We start from the raw sequence: 16,966 nt of genomic DNA on the forward strand, positions 1-16,966 counted from the left end.
CATTACATCCATTCTTCCGCACCACTCTCACTCTTGTAGAGTAGATAATTGGCAAGCGCTGTAGCCGTGGCTTTGGGAATGAAAGGAATCTGAACCGATCCTCCAGCTGTTTCTACTACCAGCGTTGCTAGTCCTTTCCTGCGCTGATAGATACTTTCAGTGAGAATGATGGACTGCACACGTTCCAATCGCAAGACAGCGCGCTTGTCGAAAATCACCTCACGTCGCACCGATAATTTCTCATCATCGATAAAGATGCCTTGGTTGGCCCAAAGCAAATAAGAGTACACCAACTGGAATGGCAACCAAAGGAAAAAGTAGAGGTAATGTGTTTCTTGTGTGATGTAGAATATCGCGGCTGGAATGAGCATGGGAAGCACCCCTAGTCGTACGGTTCTATACCAAAACCAATGGAAGGAGGTTCCAGGGTGAACATGTTCTCCAATCTTACCAAAAACGCGTTGACGAAAACGAGCAACTTGCTCCACAGGTGAACCTGGAATGGTGAAATCCTCCTTGTTCTTCTTTTCGGCATAGGCCTGCTCAATCTTAAACTTCACAATCCCCAACCACCTAAAAACAGGTCCGTGCTCGGTTCGCATGATTTGAATTTTGGAAGGCTTTACCTGACGAGCTTTGGAGTTGATCAAACCGTACTTCGCAATGAACGCATCCCCACGTTCCACCAATCTGAAGTTGTAGAATCGAATAATGGTGAAGATGACCGAAAAGGCCACTGCGGCAAATACAACGATTACTCCCAGAAATAAGAAGACGCCAAACACTTTGGGAATGACATTGTAAACGTGCTCCAGCTCTTCGTTGATCTCTTCAGACGACAAAACATCTTGCATCTGACTGTACAAGTAGAAGGCGCCACCAAAGAAACCGGCAATCGTTCTGAAGTGGTTTCGGAAGAGACCAATTTTCGCCAATGTGGAAGTATCAACTTCCACCCATGGGGTTTCCACTTCATCTCTACTTGGAGCGGATTCGCCCACCTCTTCTATTGCTTCGTCTTGTTTGGTGTGAATGAAGGTCCGCAAGGTTTCAGCCACTTCGTAATCCAGTGCCCATATCTCTGCTTCCTTCGACTTTGACCCTGCGGTATCCACTACAAATCGAGTGGCACCTGCTATTCTAAAATACCAAGGCTGCTGCAAATCAATAGCTTGAATGCGTTCAAAGGGAATGCGAAGATTCACCTTGCGAATCACCCCGTGACGAATGACGAGGGCATCTTCATCTACCGACCAGCGATAAGTGAGGTATCGAATAATACCATTCGCTACCGTGAGAAATAGAACGGCGTAAATCGCAATAAGCACCACTTCATCACCTCTTGTTTCTTGCTCCTTGCTCACTTGGAAAAAGTAAGCCAGCGCCAAAGGCCAAAACTGCTGCAATACGGATTTCAGAATTTTACTGAATACCCGAATCAGCGCAATAGGTGCTAGTTTCTGAGGTTCTGAAAACTGATTCATTCTGCGCTGGATATTGAATCCGAAGAAGCCTCTTCACCTTCTTCAATCACGCGCTTCATAATGAACTCTCTGAGTCGCTCGGCTTCTTCCTTGGGAATGGCTGGAATACTCAAATCAGAACTCGATCCACCCGCCGTGTATAATCGCAATTTGGCCAAACCAAACTGACGATCTACTATACCTTCACTCAATTCTCCATGTTGAATACGAGAAAACGGAATAACCACAAGCTTGCGCCAAATGAGTCCGCTTTGATACAGTACATCTCGCTCACGAACGGCATACCCCTTCCATGGATACGCCAAATGGATAAAGAGGATTCGAGCAATGGCTAAGAGAACGGCCACACTCACTCCCATGAAGAGGAATAGAGTGGAAACTTCCTCTACTCCCATTGAGATTGAAATGGCTATGCCTCCCAACACAAGCGCAAACACGATGGAGTACATGTGGTGTATGCTCTTATACTTGGGACTTACATTTTGAATGTGCACTTCCTCTACTTTGGGAAGTGAATCTATGGCAATACTGATATTGCTAAAAGTGGCACTATCTACCACTTGCTTAGGTGTCGCTGAGTCCGAGTTCATCTCTTAAGTCTGGATTGATGAAAAGGTAGGAAAACACTTCTAATTGACGTTGGTCAAAAAGCTGCAATCCATCAGTTTCAAATGGAAAATGTTGAACCTGGTCCAATTGGCGAATAACAAAGCGCTTCATCCTCTGTTCCCAGAGCACCACGCCCTTGTTGTACTCACCATCTGGATCAATCTTAAATTTGATGATGTCCCATTCATAAACAGGTGTTCTGTTCTTGTCAAAATAGCCCGTCCATTCATCAATTTGTTCATAGCTAATCTCTCTACCTGTCCACCAGAAAGCATCCTTCGAAAAGAAGTAGCTGCTGGAACCAATTCGACGCATGTAGCCCACAACCTGATGGTCGCGTCGAAGTCGAAATCGTTTTTCTTCGGGGAGATTCATACCCTGAAAACTACTAAATCAATGGCTTTGTTCGGCGAGCATCCTTTTAACGGCAGAATGTACCTTTTCTGATGAAAGTGTCTCCATGCAGGCCCAATCTCCTCGATGACACGGAACATTGCCGAATACGGAACAGGGTCGGCATGAAAGCTCGTTGGCACTTATTTGTACCGCATTCTCCACTGATTGCCCATAGCCCAAAAACCCCGCATCGGGATGGGTAGCCCCCCAAATGGATACTACGGGAATATGCGCGAGAGACGCCAAATGCATATTGGCTGAATCCATCGATATCATCAACTTCAGGTTCTGCATGGATTCGATGTCGTTGGCTATTCCTGTACCGTGATGAATGTGAATATGTGGAAGATCTCCAGCAAGTTCACGAAGTGCATCGCCTTCATTGGGGCCTCCATACAGCATCACTTTTTCACCTTCCGCGCTCAGGGTTTCTAAAAGCTCGCGTGCATGATGCAAAGGCCATGCTTTTCCCCTGTGTTGTGCAAAAGGTGCGAAGCCAATTCCACTCCGGTCTTCTTTGGGGTGAAGGGTATGAGGAAGCTCAACCGTGAGGCCGAGTTTGCGAAAAACGTCCGCATACCTTTCGGTCATTGGACGAAGGGCACCGCGAACTTTATTCTCCTTCTGGGTAAGTTTCTTTTTTTCCGCGCGACCTTTATCCATGGTCGCCAATTTCACCTTGCTTCCATTCAAAAAGAAAGAGATGGTTCGTGACCGGAGGACAAAGTGCAAATCGGCAATCGCGTCGTACTTGCCAACTTTTTTCAGTTTGACTGCCAATTTCCGCAATCCCCAGAATCCGGTAAACTGCTTATCTACATCGGCACCAATGGCACGCAGGCGATCGTGATTGGGAAGCATCTTGGCCATGAAAGGCCTTGTGAGAAAGTCGATGTGAACATCCGGGTTCTGTTCTAGCACTTGAAGAATAACAGGGACCGTCATGGCCACATCCCCTAAGGCTGAAAATCGGATGACGAGAATCCTCACTTCGATTGCTTATATAGAACAGGGTTCAAGGCCGGATCGTTGTACATCTTCATTTGGCGATACACCTTCATGTACTTCTTCCCTGCTGCAAAATCCTCCAAAAGCTCTTCAATAGCCGTGGAGAGATCCGTATGCTGCTCTTCAAGAACAGCGAGTTTTGCAGACACTTTTGCATGATGCTCTGGAGAAACGTCGGTGCGTTCTACCTCTTCACGCATGTGATAAATCTTCAAGGCGAGGATGGAGAAACGGTCAATGGCCCAAGCTGGACTTTCCGTGTTGATTTTCGCATCGTCTGCTACCTCTACATCGGCGTATTTCTCGCGGAACCATGTGTCAATTTCTTCCACCATATCCGTGCGATCTTGATTGGAAGCATCAATTCTACGCTTCAATGCGAGAGCCGAAACAGGATCGATTTGAGGATCGCGAATGATGTCTTCAAAGTGCCATTGCACAGTATCAATCCAGTTCTTGTGATATAGCGTAGCCTCAATGGTTCCCTCTTCGTGTGGATTGTTCATCGGTTGATCTACGTTATCGTGAACGTGGTAATCGGCAATACTGCGGTTGAAAATCTCCCAACACTTTTCTGTAAAAGACGCGCTCATAATCCTGTTTTAGCGATTGGGGCAAAGGTAGGGAAAGGAATTGTGTTGAGGGATGGTTAACCAGAGCTAGTCCAAAATACGTGCATTGACAAACAACGCCATATTGTACTTCTTCTCTTCGTCTCCACGATTCATCAACATCTCCCAGCATTGAGGAATCAACTTCTCTGTTCCGTTGTACGTCCTACACGGATCTCCCGATTCCGAAAGTGTACAGGCCATATCGTGCAACTCCACTTCGTCATTGTCCTCTTGGGGTACCCATCCCGGTTCGGGAATCCATTCCATGGCAATTAATACATCCTGTGAAACAAGTACCTCTTGCGGTAGTTTGACCTTTTGCCAACACCTTCTGCATTCCACTTGATTGACCAAGGAAGAGTCGATAATATCATTCATCTGAATGATGGTATCGCCGTCAAATTGGACTGAAAAGATTCGAATCCGGTAATAGCTGTGTCTTTTAGTCCGTCGCGAAACGTAAAAATTAACATCGAATAGAACGGTAGGCTTATCAATGGAGATGAGCAATCCAGATTTAAACGACATTACAAACGACTTTCCAACCCGAAAGGCGAACTCATCCTCTTCACTGGGGTTTCCAAGAATGGTATCGGGGCCCTCTTCTCCTGCGTAAATGAAAACCTCCTTGATCATGGTTTTACTTGGAACAAGAAGTATCGTATCCTTTTCAAACCGGAAAACAGTATCCACATATCCTAGAGCATGAACGCTCAATTTCACATTCTCTATGGGAAAGTCGGCTCTACCATTCCAATCGGTCAACACCCAATAACCAGTGCTATCATACACTTCGGCAAGTGGAATAGGACTCTGGTCTTCAGCATCCATTACATACAAGGGATGTTGTCCAAATAAACAAGGAGACAACAGTGTAATGAGAACGAGGAGTAGGATTTTCATGGAGAGAGGGGTTTTCATCGAAGCTAATAAAAAAGGCCGGCGCAAAGCCGACCTTCATTTATCTTACTTCTGAGCTTCGTATAACCTTACCCCTTCATCAACCCAATCATTAAATTTTTGAATATCCGGATCAAATGCAGCCCATCCATTTAGAGGAGTCAACTCAGTATGATTGACAATCACATAATACGGCTGTGAATTAGACCCAAAGTTTGAAGCTTGAAAATCACTCCATTTCTCACCTACTTGGTCAACCGTTTTACCTGAATAATCAGAGACATACACATCACTTTCAGGCAAATCCTTTCGTTCGTCTACATATAGAGAAATGACTACAACCTTATTATTAAGACGTTCTATTACGGATTCATCTGACCATACCTGCTCTTCCATCTTTCTACAGTTCACACATCCGTGCCCCGTAAAATCGAACATTATAGGCAAGTCCTTATCCTTCGCATACTGAAGGCCCTCTTCATAGTCATTAAAACAATTAATACCTGGAGGGCAGTGATCTCCCCAATCATAGTCGGCATCTTTGGCAGTAACCACTCCGCCTCCGGTGTAGGCTCCGCCTGGACTTTCAGAATAGTATTGAGGAGGAGGGAACCCAGCAATAAGCTTAACAGGAGCTCCCCAAACACCTGGAAGCATATAAAATCCAAAAATGAAGAATGTAACGGCAATGAGCATTCGACTTACTCCAATTCTATCTACTGGACTATCATGAGGCATTCGGAACATCCCAAGAAGATATAATGCGATAACGAATGAAATACCAACCCAAATCGCAATAAACAACTCTCTTTCAAGCCAGTGAAGCTGAAGAACCAAATCCGCAGTAGAGAAGAATTTCATGGCAAATGCCAACTCCAAAAATCCTAGAGTCACCTTAACCGTGTTCAACCATCCACCTGATTTTGGTAGTGAATTCATCCAACCTGGGAATGCAGCAAACAACATAAATGGCAGCGCCAATGCGAGCGAGAATCCAAACATTCCCATAACTGGCCCAAGAAACTCTCCTTTACTGGAAGCATCCACTAGAAGTGTTCCGATAATCGGGCCTGTACAGCTAAAACTCACTAGTGCGAGAGTAAACGCCATAAAAAAGACTCCAATTAGCCCACCTCTATTTGAGGCATTCTCGGCCTTGTTCACCCAACTCGAAGGGAGTGTGATTTCAAATGCTCCGAAGAAACTAATAGCAAACACAACAAAAAGACCAAAGAAGGCAAAGTTCACATATGGATTCGTCGCCATAGCGTTCAAGGCGTCAGAACCAAAAATGAGTGTAATACTCATTCCAAGAACTACATAAATCCCAATAATTGAAATTCCATAAATAATGGCCTTTCTAATTCCTTCTGATTTCGTTTTGCTCTGCTTCGTAAAGAAACTGACAGTTAATGGAATCATTGGAAAGATACATGGCATGAACAAAGCCAATAATCCGCCACCAAACCCAGCAACAAAAATGAGCCAAATAGACATGCTCGGTTCCACTTTAACTGGAGCTGCGACTACCTCAGCCATTGCTTCTGCCTCTGGACTATTCTCCTCCGTAACCTCCGCGTCTGAAGCTCCACTTTCATCGGTAGATTCTTCAACCTCATCCACCACAGGGTTATCGTTATCAGGTTCGGTGGTTGCCTTGTCCTCTACTTGAGGCATGGCAGCGGTAACCTTCGACTTTCTTACATCAAACTCAAAATCTACCTGCTCGGGTGGAAGACACATCTCATCGTTGCATACCATGAAGTATACATTTCCTTTGATGATAACATCTTCTGAAATTTCTACCGTCTGAACGAACTTAACGCCATCTCCGTGATAGCGCACTTGCATGTCAAAGTTCGGATCGAATTCTTCGATAGGTGTTGGTTCCTTTATGGAACCGATCTTGGTGAATTTTGGACTCTCTTCAATAATAAACTCGGTTGGTATAGGACCTCCCTCATCGAGTTCCAACGCATAAATATGCCAGTGATCTTCAATCACGGCAACCATGCATAAATCTACCTTCCCATCTTTTCTGTACTCAACGCTAGTCTTCCAATCTACTGGATCATAGATCTGTGCGGAGGAAAACAAGGTTGTTACAAGGATGAAAAGTGCTGTCAGTGTGTAAGCGAATTTCTTCATAGCAATTTCTCATTGAGCTCGGCAAGGTAAACCATTTTCGTATTATCGTCCACTTTGAAACGGTCGTCTGGACGGAATCCCACCACCCATACAATGGATTCACCCGAGCACAGCACATAAACGTGATCTTTCTCGTGAATGGGAACCTTTTCGTCGGTTAGATAGTCGGATATTTTCTTTATTCCTTTCATTCCGAAAGGCTGAAATCTATCCCCACTTCTCCACCTCCTTAGCGTGAGTGGAAATTGAAGCTTGTCGGCATCCACACAAAGCACTTCGCGAACCTTTGGAATCTCTCCCAATGCTTCTATAGTGATGACATCCGTGAGAAGAGAAATGGGCTTCTTCAAAACCTGACTTCCCCTTTGCAATTTGAAGGCTTTATCTTCGGGTTCTTGTGGTTTATGGACGATCAAATGCTCTCTATCCACAATCAGTTCAAAGCGATCATTGGTAAAGCGCTTCCCCGGTTGTCCGTTTAGCGCTTGGAGTATTCCCACTTTATCAAACTGTCCGTAAGGCGATAAAATATAGTGAAGTAACAATCCCGCGTGTGGGTTGTTCTGCAATGCGGCTTTATCAATTCTGAGCTGAACACCATCCCACCAAACGATGTCTTCAACGGCTTCGGACAACTTCTCATCGAGGAAATCGGTGGCTTCTTGCAAGAGTTCTATAGTCTTGTACGCACCTTCTAGTCCGCGATCTGTAACGTCTTGCAACGCGGGTATCACATTGAGTCGGACTCTATTTCTGGCATATCCCGTTGAGCGATTCGAGGCGTCTTCTCGCCATGGAACAGATTTCTCCTTGGCATAAGCATACAGCTCTTCTTTGCAAACCTGCAGTAAGGGACGAATGATGTTCTCTCGTCTTTCTCTAAGCGAGGTGAGGCCTTGTATTCCAGAGCCGCGCAAGAAGTTCAGAACGGTGGTTTCCAGTTTGTCCTGCTTGTGATGAGCTGTGGCAATCCAACGCATTCCCCACTCTTTACAAACTTCGTTGAGGTCTTTGTACCGCTGAGAGCGCGCCCGAACTTGGATGGATTTGCGCTTTCCCTCTCCGAGTTTATAATGTCCTGCTTTGAAGGACACGCCCATTCCTACAGCCCATTTATCAACTAGATTTTCGTCGGCATCAGCCTCCTCTCCTCGAAGCCCCGCATTCATATGGTAGATTCCCATGCGGTAGCCCAATACATACAATACATTGGCCAACACCATGCTGTCCACTCCTCCACTACATCCTACAACAATTCCATCTTCTGGCTTAACGCCTTGTTCATCTAGGAATCCTTGAACAACCTCATGTAAATCCATACCCCAAAAATAGCGTTAAGCGGTGGGCTTTCCCACCGGATTAGCCAAGACTTCACGGAGAGCGGAGAGCTTTAACAAACACTCTTCCCATTCTGTCTCCGGCTGGGCGGAAATAGTGAGTGCACTTCCTACGGAAACACTTAAATCCTTCGTTGTGGAATCGTAAACCACCGAGCGAATCACCACATTAAAATCAAAGTTGTCCTCTGGATCAATATAGCCGATAGCCCCACTGTATACCCCTCGTCGGTGGGTTTCTATTTCTTCAATGAGTTCCATGGCTCTGTACTTTGGAGCACCAGTCATTGATCCCATTGGGAAGGATGCGCGAATGGCATCCCATAAATCGCAGTCTTCACTTAACTCAGCCTCTACCGTGCTAATCATTTGATGAACCGTTTTGAAGGAGTGAATGCCGCAAAGCTCGGTCACCTTCACGGAGTTTCTTTGGGCCACTCGGCTCAAGTCGTTTCGCACAAGGTCAACAATCATAATATTCTCCGCTCTTTCTTTCGGATTCCGGAATAGGTCGGCGGCAATCTGAGCGTCTTCCTCCACATCATGAGATCTTCTTGCGGTACCTTTGATCGGCTGACTCAACAATCGAGTGTGCTGTTTCTGAAGATATCGCTCAGGCGACATACTGAGCACCCATTCATTTCCTTCCTTTAGAAGAGCACTCATGGGAGGCGACATCTTACTGCGCAACTGGCGATAAGTAGCCAATGGGGAAATGACAGCATCCACAGCATAGAACTCTACACAGTAATTAACTTCATAAATATCGCCGCGCTGAATGTGAGCTAACAACTTGGAAGCCGAGGTCAAATACTCCTCCTTCGACGTTCCAAATTCCAGTTGAACCGGATTGGACTCCTGCGGATTGAAAGGCTGATGAGCCCATTCCATCCAACTTTCCATCGAAAAATCGGACTGGGGATGAAGCCATAAAACACATGCCCCATTTTGAGATGTAACGACCCATTCGGCCTCAAAGAAGTGAACCTCACGCCAATCAAATCGACGTGCGTTTTCCGAGCGCAAGGCCTCGATATCATTCTTGACATCATAATTCAACCTCCCAAACCACCATCCGGAATTCTGCTTCCGAGAGTCACGAAGGGATGGAAAGACCTCCTCTTTCGGAATCATCTCGGCCATGGATCCTCCTCCCGCTAGCCAATCGTATTTACCCCGGGCATCTTCTTGCTCACAGGAATCCAACAACGCAAACGAAGGCGTTCTATCGGCAAGCAATACCACCGTAGTGTGCCAATCCGAAGAAAGGGGTAAAGGATGAGAGGTGTAGGCCATAATGCAAAGTTACACAGAAGTGTATGTTCTAAAATGAAAATGCCACCTGTCAAAAGACAAGTGGCATTTTGTATCTCAAACCGACATTCGTCGGCAATGCAATCACTTAAGAATGGATGGAACGCTTTGCAGTCGCATCCATGGCCGCTTCTTTGATGGCCTCTGTGTAGGTAGGGTGACCGTGACAAATGCGGGCAATATCCTCTGCAGATGCGCGGAATTCCATCGCTACTGTAGCTTCCATAATCATATCGGCAGCACGAGCAGCACAGATGTGTACGCCGAGTACTTCATCGGTTTCAGCATCGGCCAAAATTTTCACAGAACCATCAATGTCACCAGATGCACGTGAACGTCCAAGGGCTCTCATTGGGAATGATCCCGTTTTGTACTTCGCGCCTTCTTCTTTCAACTGCTCTTCCGTTTTACCTACACCTGCTACTTCTGGCCAAGTGTAAACGATATTTGGAATCAAATTGTAATCCATGTGTGGCTTTTCACCTGCAATCCATTCAGCAACAAAAGTTCCTTCCTCTTCTGCTTTGTGAGCGAGCATAGCACCACGAACCACATCTCCAATCGCGTAAATGCCTTCTACGTTCGTTTCGAGGTGATCGTTCACTTCAATTCTTCCGCGATCGTCCACTTTCACTCCTGCATTGTCTAGTCCGAGTCCTTGTGTATACGGGCGACGACCTACAGAAACGAGACAGTAATCACCTTCAAAAGACACTTCTTCGCCCTTCTTGTTTTCTGCAACTACAGTCACTTTATCGCCATCGCGAGTTACAGAACTCACTTTGTGGTTTAGGTTGATAGACATACCCAACTTCTTAAGGGTACGCTGAAGATCCTTCCCCATAGCGCGGTCCATCGTAGGAATGATGCTATCGGCATACTCCACTACGGTAACCTCTGCACCCAAACGACGATAAACTGAACCCAATTCAAGACCAATTACACCACCACCAATAACGATGAGGTGCTTTGGAACTTCAGAAAGCTTTAACGCTTCTGTGCTTGAAATGATTCGCTCTTTATCAAACTTGGCAAAAGGCAATTCAACTGGCTTAGAACCGGTAGCAATGATGATCTTGTCACCCTTGAGTTCAGTCTCGCCATCTTCACCTTTTACTACAACGGTATTCTTGTCTTTGAAAGATCCCAAACCCGTGTGAACATCAATGTTGTTCTTCTTCATCAAGAAAGCAACACCCTCACACGTTTGATCAACTACCGATTGCTTGCGGTTAATCATCTGTTCAATGTTCACCTTTGGCGCATTGATTTCGATACCGTGATCTGCAAAAGTTGACTCTGCATTGTGGAAGTGTTCCGAAGAATCGAGAAGAGCCTTGGAAGGAATACAACCAACGTTCAAACAAGTACCACCCAAAGTGTTATACTTCTCAATAATCGCAGTTTTCTTTCCTAGTTGAGCAGCGCGAATGGCTGCAACGTAACCACCGGGACCAGAACCGATCACGATAACGTCATATGAGCTCATGATATATTGACTTAAAGCTGTTTTGTAAAAACGGGGATACAAATGTAGACAATGAACCTTGTACAACCCATTGAATTCTACATTCTTCCTATAGACTAAACAAATTCTTTAGCGCCCAGTTCGAAGTTTTACGACAATGGACAGCAATACGGCGATACTGATAAAGATGGATATTCGTCCACCAACATCGCCAGACTTTGTAAAGAGTGTGAGTTCATCATTTAAATAGACCACTGCGGCAAACGCCCCATCCGTTTCATAGGGTATTTGATGGGAAATATCTCCCCTTTGATTGATGTAGCAAGAGATTCCTGTATTCGCGCTTCGTACCACATCCCTTCTATTCTCAATCGCTCGAACACTGGCGTAGTACATATGCTGTGTCTTACCAGGTGTATCGTTCCACCATCCATCATTCGTGATGGCAAAAAGTGCCTGTGCACCATTCCGAACAAACTCTGCCGTATAGCCGGGAAAATCAGCTTCCCAACAAACCGGCGTGGCAATTACAGACGAGTCCATTTCTCTTGTGAACACCGCTCTATCAGTTTGTCCTCCTAAGGTTCCCGTTGCTCCTCCCAAGTCTATCCCACCTGCTAGAAGCGGTTCAAAGAGCCATTTGAATGGAACTTTTTCAACCCCAACTACCAATTTACTCTTGTGGTATCTCGGAATTTCCATACCCGTTGGTCCGATCTGAATGGACGTATTAAATTGATCGACATATCCGCCATTATTTCCAAGAGGTCTTGCGGTTTCTGTCTCTTTGGATCGATAGCGCAAATGACTCGAAAGCCCAATGACCGTTCTGAGTTTTGGAAGCGAATCACTTAGGTGCTGAAGTTTCTGAATGGCTCTGGTATACGAAAGTGTGGCTTCATTGAGTCGCCCTTTTCCGATCATGGTTTCTGGACCAATCAAGTAATCGGTACTATCCGATAAATACGGTTTCGCAAAAGAGATGAAACGATCTACGGTTTCCTCATCATCTAGTGTGAATTTAACCGAATAAGGATCCAAGTTGGGTTGCACCGACACCACATTTACAGGTCTTCCCACTTCTTCATAATGGGCATACATCCAATGAGAAACTCCCACCGGGATGCCGATAATAAAAATGGATTTCAACACCCAAGAAATGACTGTTGCCTTGGGCTGTGAGGGCAAGAAACTTCTAAAGAGAATGGCATTCACCCACAACACCCACAGAGTTCCACCCCAAATGCCAGAGTAGGAATACCACTGAATCCAAGAGGGACGATTGGCAAATACATATCCGAGATTCAGCCATGGGAATGACATATCCCAATCCATATGTAGATATTCTACAGGCATCCATAAGAACGGAAGCAAGATCAAGCCTTTAGCTGCCCCAAGGTTTCTGCTTACAATGTGAAAGAGCCAAAAGCAAAACGCCATTAGTCCGCCGTTGACAATAGTGGTAGCCGCTGTTCCACTCCAATGCGCATAACTCACCCACCAAGTGGTTCCCAAATTGAAAAGACCAAAGCTCAACCAAGCATAAAAAAACAATTGACGGCCTCTGTGTTTGGAATCCGATAAGCGAATGACCTTCTCCAACCAAAGCATGGGAATAAAAGCCCCAAAGACCAGGGGCGTTAAACTTCCATTCGCAGGCCAAGCGATGGCTAGTAACCCCGCGGTAGAAAGAGCGGCAAGTAGTTTACGCATGTCAATTGCATTCTGAAATAGAGGCTCAAGTTACGGCATCTCACGTTGAGGATACGGCGCTTTGTTTTAAGTTTGACCCATGAGGAAACACATTCCAAACGCAATTACCCTCGGAAATATGCTTTGCGGCATATTGGCCATTCTACTCTTCACTCAATACGAATTTGAGTGGAGCATCTATTTAATTGGCATTGCAGCATTGCTAGACTTTGCCGATGGCTTTGTTGCCCGAATGTTAAAAGTGAGTGGCGACATGGGGAAACAACTAGATTCTCTGGCCGATGTAGTCAGTTTTGGACTTGCTCCTGCCATTGGACTAACCTATGTATTGAAACGTGAGATTTGCAGCTTCGACTCTGTGTTGGCCTTTTGCGACCCTTCCATTGCTTACGTCCCTCTCGCCATCGCTCTTTTTTCGGCCTATCGCTTGGCGAAGTTTAATATTGATACTCGACAAACGGATAAATTCATCGGCTTGCCCACTCCGGCCAATAGTATTTTGATTCTTTCACTGGTTTGGGGGATAGATCACGGCACCATGGATTTGGCAGGAGCAAGCGATTACCTCGAAATAATCATCGTGGTATTCACCGCATTTTCATGTTGGGCTCTAATCGCCGAATTGCCGCTACTAGCGCTCAAATTCAAGAATTTTGGATGGGCTGACAACAAGCCGAGATACCTGTTGATTTTGAGCGCAATTGTAATATTCGCATTTTCAGGTATCACAGGTCTATCATTAGTTGTACTTTTGTACCTGATTATATCAATCATTGACAATAGAATTCACCGCCATGAAATTTCGCGCTGAGATCGACGTAATGCCGCACAAGGCACTTTTAGACCCACAGGGTAAGACGGTAACGCACAGTTTGAAAAACATTGACCTTTCCGCCATCGACAATGTTCGCATCGGAAAGCACATCACTCTTGAAGTCGAAGCCGGCAGCAAGGACGAAGCTCATGAGATGGTGGACACAGCTTGTAAAAAACTTCTAGCCAATCCTATTATGGAAGGTTATGAGTTCGAGCTATTAGAAGCATAACCCTAAGGGATTAGACATCTCTAAGCCGTCGGCCTTCGGGTTGGCGGCTTTTTTTATGGTCAATTTGAACGGAGAGAGAACAATGGCCGCTCACTTATTGTATCTTAACGTGAATGAACTTCCTTGCTCACCTTTATCTTTCATTTGACGATCGCGAAGTGGCGATTGGGAATTTTGTAGCCGACTCCGTGAAAGGAGAAGGACTTCCCCATCACAGTGCACGAATCAAAACGGGAATTGCACTACACCGAGCCATTGATGATTTTACAGATCATCACGACATTGTTCGACTGAGCAAACAAAGACTTTTTCCTAGGTATTCGCATTACAGTGCCGTGTTGGTCGACATTTTCTACGACCACTTCTTAGCTCTCAATTGGAAGAAGTGGCACAATGTTCCGCTCCGAGATTTCGCTCATTTTCACTACGAGTTTTTCCGGAGTAGGAAAGAAGACCTCCCAAAGCAAGTTCAGCACATGTTACCGTACATGATTCAATATGATTGGCTGACAAATTATGCGAAGTTTGAAGGAATGAAGAGGGTCCTTGGCGGCATGAGCCGAAGGGCATCGTTCAATTCCAAAATGGAGAAGGCCGTAGAAGAATTACACGAATTCCACGCTGAATTTCAGTCGGAGTTCAATGCCTTTTTTCCTCAACTAATAGATTTCTCGAAAAGCAAACTCGACGAGCTAAAGAACAACGAAGAATGAGTTCCGACCTAAATACTGATATGCACGTAGAGGTGCGCCACCTCGAACCTTCCGACTACAATTCACTCAAAGAGGCCATGCTCGCAGCCTATCCGGCCATTGACGATGCGTACTGGTCTAAAAAACACATTCGAGACTTGCTCGAAACCTTTCCCGATGGTCAAATTGGGGTATATGTGAATGGGAAGCTGGTTGGAGCTGCGCTTTCACTCATTGTAGATTACTCGCTATTTGGGGATAATCACACCTATGACAAAATCACAGGTGGGGAAACCTTCTCAACCCATACCGAAGATGGTGACACCTTGTATGGAATTGACATCTTCGTTCATCCCGATTTCCGAGGCCTTCGACTCGCCCGCCGACTCTATGATGCGAGAAAAGAAATCTGTGAGAACTTAAACCTTCGGGCCATCATGGCGGGCGGACGAATTCCAAATTACGCTTCCTACGCCAACGAGCTCACGCCGAAGCAGTACATCGACAAGGTGAAGATCAAGGAAATCCACGACCCAACGTTGTCGTTTCAACTTAGCAACGATTTTCACGTCAGAAAGGTGCTGAGAAACTACTTGCCAGGCGACAATGAATCGAAAGATTACGCTACACTGCTGGAGTGGATCAACATCTACTATCAACCCGAAGAAAAACTCATCAATTCCCCCAAACAGATTGTGCGATTGGGTCTGGTTCAGTGGCAAATGCGCCTCTTTCCAACTTTTGACTCCCTCGTCGAACAAATCGAATTCTTTGTGGATTCCGTTAGTGGATACGGCGCAGATTTCGCCTTATTCCCCGAATTATTCAACGCTCCACTTATGGAGAAGTACAACAATTTGGGAGAGCGAGATGCCATCCGAGAAATGGCGGGATATACCGAGCGCTTGCTGGAGATCTTCCGCGACTTCGCTGTGAGCTATAATGTGAACATCATCACAGGGTCAATGCCGCGTATTGATGAAAAAGGCCACCTCAAGAATATCGCCTACTTATGTCACAGAAACGGAAATATCGATAGTTACGAGAAAATCCATATCACCCCTGCAGAAGCTACAGCTTGGGGCATGCAAGGAGGAGACGTTCTCAAAGTATTTGAAACCGATGCGGGAAAGGTGGGAATTCTGATTTGCTACGACGTTGAGTTCCCTGAACTACCAAGACTATTGCGTGAACAAGGCATGCAATTGCTCTTTGTTCCGTTCTTAACCGACACCCAAAATGGATACATGAGGGTTCGATCATGTGCCATGGCTAGAGCCGTAGAAAACGAATGTTATGTGGCTATTGCAGGGTCGGTTGGAAACCTTCCGAGAGTAAACAACATGGACATTCAATATGCCCAGTCTGCCGTATTCACCCCTTCTGATTTCGCATTCCCGACCAATCAAATCAAAGCAGAAGCCACTCCAAATACAGAGATGACTTTGATTGCCGATGTTGATTATGATCTTTTAAAAGAACTCCACGTGCACGGAAGCGTACGAACCGTAAGTGACCGAAGAAAGGATTTGTATCAATTGAAGTGGATCGGAAAGTCTTAAATCCCTACAAATATTCCCGCCCGAACATTGCCTAATACCCCATAGCCCCCAGACAGGGAAACACCGTACTTGCGTCCATAGCGCATTGAAAGTGCATCCACTTGGTAGTGATAGTCGTACTGCGTATAGTCAAAATCTTGACGGACCTCCTTGCTGAAAACCCCGTTATCCATTCCAAAACCTACCAAAACACCACTTCCCAAATAAAAGTATTCGGTTCGGTAATAGTACCACTCTAATCCGGCAGTAACCGTCAGGTGTGTAAGGAATAGTGATGATTCATACGTGGCATTTCCACTGACCAAATCCGAGGTTGAACGCTCAAGAGATAGATTGACATTGAGGGTTACCATTCCGTCGCTCACGTCGCGACCGTAATGAAAAAGCAACACAGGTGTGGAAACTGTATTCGTCCGCAAAAAGGTAACATCGTCATCTTCATTAATGAATGCAGAAGGAACCGTTTGGTACGAGTGATAACCGACCGACAGACCTACGCGTTGAATTGGCAAAACTTCCTCTTGCCCATAGACGAAAACGGACAATAGTGATAAGACAGCAGCAATTCCAAAACTCTTCATGCGCATACATTCATTTCAACAAATATCGAGGATAAAATTAGAACGTCAATAGTACTTCCTTCGTGCCTCCAATAGCCTTCTAGCACATATACAT

16 protein-coding genes are annotated in these 16,966 nt (G+C 45.5%); 4 read left to right on the forward strand and 12 right to left on the reverse strand.

The genetic code is table 11. The annotated features are described in order from the left end of the window. Positions 1-2: 2 nt before the first annotated feature. From F8C82_RS09985 to lnt, 11 genes are all read right to left on the reverse strand, one after another. Positions 3-1,484, reverse strand: coding sequence for a PH domain-containing protein (locus tag F8C82_RS09985; protein WP_151693445.1), 1,482 nt, complete (start codon positions 1,482-1,484; stop codon positions 3-5). Beyond that, positions 1,481-2,074 (reverse strand): PH domain-containing protein, encoded by a 594-nt coding sequence (locus F8C82_RS09990; protein ID WP_151693446.1) that lies wholly within the window; start codon positions 2,072-2,074, stop codon positions 1,481-1,483. The genes F8C82_RS09985 and F8C82_RS09990 overlap by 4 nt, the downstream gene beginning before the upstream one ends. After that, complete coding sequence (locus F8C82_RS09995) at positions 2,049-2,468, reverse strand: hypothetical protein (protein ID WP_151693447.1); 420 nt, start codon at positions 2,466-2,468, stop codon at positions 2,049-2,051. The genes F8C82_RS09990 and F8C82_RS09995 overlap by 26 nt, the downstream gene beginning before the upstream one ends. An 18-nt stretch (positions 2,469-2,486) precedes the next feature. Then, on the reverse strand, positions 2,487-3,479 hold the full coding sequence (locus tag F8C82_RS10000) for a glycosyltransferase family 9 protein (protein WP_151693448.1): 993 nt from the start codon (positions 3,477-3,479) through the stop codon (positions 2,487-2,489). Continuing rightward, complete coding sequence (locus F8C82_RS10005) at positions 3,476-4,090, reverse strand: DUF4254 domain-containing protein (protein ID WP_151693449.1); 615 nt, start codon at positions 4,088-4,090, stop codon at positions 3,476-3,478. Before F8C82_RS10005 ends, F8C82_RS10000 begins: the two co-directional genes overlap by 4 nt. 66 nt (positions 4,091-4,156) lie before the next feature. Next, positions 4,157-5,014 carry a hypothetical protein gene (locus F8C82_RS10010; RefSeq protein WP_151693450.1) on the reverse strand — a complete coding sequence of 286 codons (858 nt, stop codon included), beginning with the start codon at positions 5,012-5,014 and terminating at the stop codon, positions 4,157-4,159. 63 nt (positions 5,015-5,077) lie between these two features. Beyond that, complete coding sequence (locus F8C82_RS10015) at positions 5,078-7,159, reverse strand: protein-disulfide reductase DsbD family protein (protein WP_151693451.1); 2,082 nt, start codon at positions 7,157-7,159, stop codon at positions 5,078-5,080. Continuing rightward, positions 7,156-8,478, reverse strand: a complete 1,323-nt coding sequence (gene tilS / locus F8C82_RS10020) for a tRNA lysidine(34) synthetase TilS (RefSeq protein ID WP_151693452.1) — start codon at positions 8,476-8,478, stop codon at positions 7,156-7,158. Before tilS ends, F8C82_RS10015 begins: the two co-directional genes overlap by 4 nt. A gap of 15 nt (positions 8,479-8,493) precedes the next feature. Then, a complete protein-coding gene (locus F8C82_RS10025) occupies positions 8,494-9,792 on the reverse strand; it encodes an anthranilate synthase component I family protein (RefSeq protein WP_151693453.1) in 1,299 nt (432 codons plus the stop codon). A gap of 106 nt (positions 9,793-9,898) precedes the next feature. Next, positions 9,899-11,299: a dihydrolipoyl dehydrogenase gene (lpdA, locus tag F8C82_RS10030; protein WP_151693454.1), complete on the reverse strand. Its 1,401-nt coding sequence runs from the start codon at positions 11,297-11,299 to the stop codon at positions 9,899-9,901. Positions 11,300-11,407: 108 nt separating this feature from the next. Next, positions 11,408-12,991 (reverse strand): apolipoprotein N-acyltransferase, encoded by a 1,584-nt coding sequence (lnt, locus tag F8C82_RS10035; RefSeq protein ID WP_151693455.1) that lies wholly within the window; start codon positions 12,989-12,991, stop codon positions 11,408-11,410. Positions 12,992-13,070: 79 nt separating this feature from the next. On the opposite strand from lnt, the gene F8C82_RS10040 reads away from it, so the two are divergent. From F8C82_RS10040 to F8C82_RS10055, 4 genes are all read left to right on the forward strand, one after another. Continuing rightward, on the forward strand, positions 13,071-13,802 hold the full coding sequence (locus tag F8C82_RS10040; RefSeq protein ID WP_151693456.1) for a CDP-alcohol phosphatidyltransferase family protein: 732 nt from the start codon (positions 13,071-13,073) through the stop codon (positions 13,800-13,802). Continuing rightward, positions 13,786-14,037: a phosphoribosylformylglycinamidine synthase subunit PurS gene (purS, locus tag F8C82_RS10045; protein ID WP_151693457.1), complete on the forward strand. Its 252-nt coding sequence runs from the start codon at positions 13,786-13,788 to the stop codon at positions 14,035-14,037. The genes F8C82_RS10040 and purS overlap by 17 nt, the downstream gene beginning before the upstream one ends. 113 nt (positions 14,038-14,150) lie before the next feature. Then, positions 14,151-14,750, forward strand: coding sequence for an acyl carrier protein phosphodiesterase (locus F8C82_RS10050; protein ID WP_151693458.1), 600 nt, complete (start codon positions 14,151-14,153; stop codon positions 14,748-14,750). Then, complete coding sequence (locus F8C82_RS10055; protein WP_151693459.1) at positions 14,747-16,291, forward strand: bifunctional GNAT family N-acetyltransferase/carbon-nitrogen hydrolase family protein; 1,545 nt, start codon at positions 14,747-14,749, stop codon at positions 16,289-16,291. The genes F8C82_RS10050 and F8C82_RS10055 overlap by 4 nt, the downstream gene beginning before the upstream one ends. On the opposite strand, the gene F8C82_RS10060 is transcribed toward F8C82_RS10055, so the two are convergent. Beyond that, positions 16,288-16,878, reverse strand: coding sequence for a hypothetical protein (locus F8C82_RS10060; RefSeq protein WP_170266218.1), 591 nt, complete (start codon positions 16,876-16,878; stop codon positions 16,288-16,290). The genes F8C82_RS10055 and F8C82_RS10060 overlap by 4 nt on opposite strands. Between the last annotated feature and the right edge of the window lie 88 nt (positions 16,879-16,966).

Origin of the sequence: Phaeocystidibacter marisrubri (genome assembly GCF_008933165.1) — a bacterium.
In the GTDB taxonomy this organism is placed as follows: domain Bacteria; phylum Bacteroidota; class Bacteroidia; order Flavobacteriales; family Schleiferiaceae; genus Phaeocystidibacter; species Phaeocystidibacter marisrubri.

Coding starts and splice junctions, on each gene's coding strand:
- F8C82_RS09985 (WP_151693445.1), bottom strand. CDS start 1,484: ATGAATCAGTTTTCAGAACCTCAGAAACTAGCACCTATTGCGCTGATT.
- tilS (WP_151693452.1), bottom strand. CDS start 8,478: ATGGATTTACATGAGGTTGTTCAAGGATTCCTAGATGAACAAGGCGTT.
- F8C82_RS10025 (WP_151693453.1), bottom strand. CDS start 9,792: ATGGCCTACACCTCTCATCCTTTACCCCTTTCTTCGGATTGGCACACT.
- F8C82_RS10055 (WP_151693459.1), top strand. CDS start 14,747: ATGAGTTCCGACCTAAATACTGATATGCACGTAGAGGTGCGCCACCTC.
- F8C82_RS10005 (WP_151693449.1), bottom strand. CDS start 4,090: ATGAGCGCGTCTTTTACAGAAAAGTGTTGGGAGATTTTCAACCGCAGT.
- F8C82_RS10060 (WP_170266218.1), bottom strand. CDS start 16,878: ATGCGCATGAAGAGTTTTGGAATTGCTGCTGTCTTATCACTATTGTCC.
- F8C82_RS10040 (WP_151693456.1), top strand. CDS start 13,071: ATGAGGAAACACATTCCAAACGCAATTACCCTCGGAAATATGCTTTGC.
- F8C82_RS10015 (WP_151693451.1), bottom strand. CDS start 7,159: ATGAAGAAATTCGCTTACACACTGACAGCACTTTTCATCCTTGTAACA.
- F8C82_RS09995 (WP_151693447.1), bottom strand. CDS start 2,468: ATGAATCTCCCCGAAGAAAAACGATTTCGACTTCGACGCGACCATCAG.
- F8C82_RS10010 (WP_151693450.1), bottom strand. CDS start 5,014: ATGAAAATCCTACTCCTCGTTCTCATTACACTGTTGTCTCCTTGTTTA.
- lpdA (WP_151693454.1), bottom strand. CDS start 11,299: ATGAGCTCATATGACGTTATCGTGATCGGTTCTGGTCCCGGTGGTTAC.
- F8C82_RS10050 (WP_151693458.1), top strand. CDS start 14,151: ATGAACTTCCTTGCTCACCTTTATCTTTCATTTGACGATCGCGAAGTG.
- F8C82_RS09990 (WP_151693446.1), bottom strand. CDS start 2,074: ATGAACTCGGACTCAGCGACACCTAAGCAAGTGGTAGATAGTGCCACT.
- lnt (WP_151693455.1), bottom strand. CDS start 12,991: ATGCGTAAACTACTTGCCGCTCTTTCTACCGCGGGGTTACTAGCCATC.
- purS (WP_151693457.1), top strand. CDS start 13,786: ATGAAATTTCGCGCTGAGATCGACGTAATGCCGCACAAGGCACTTTTA.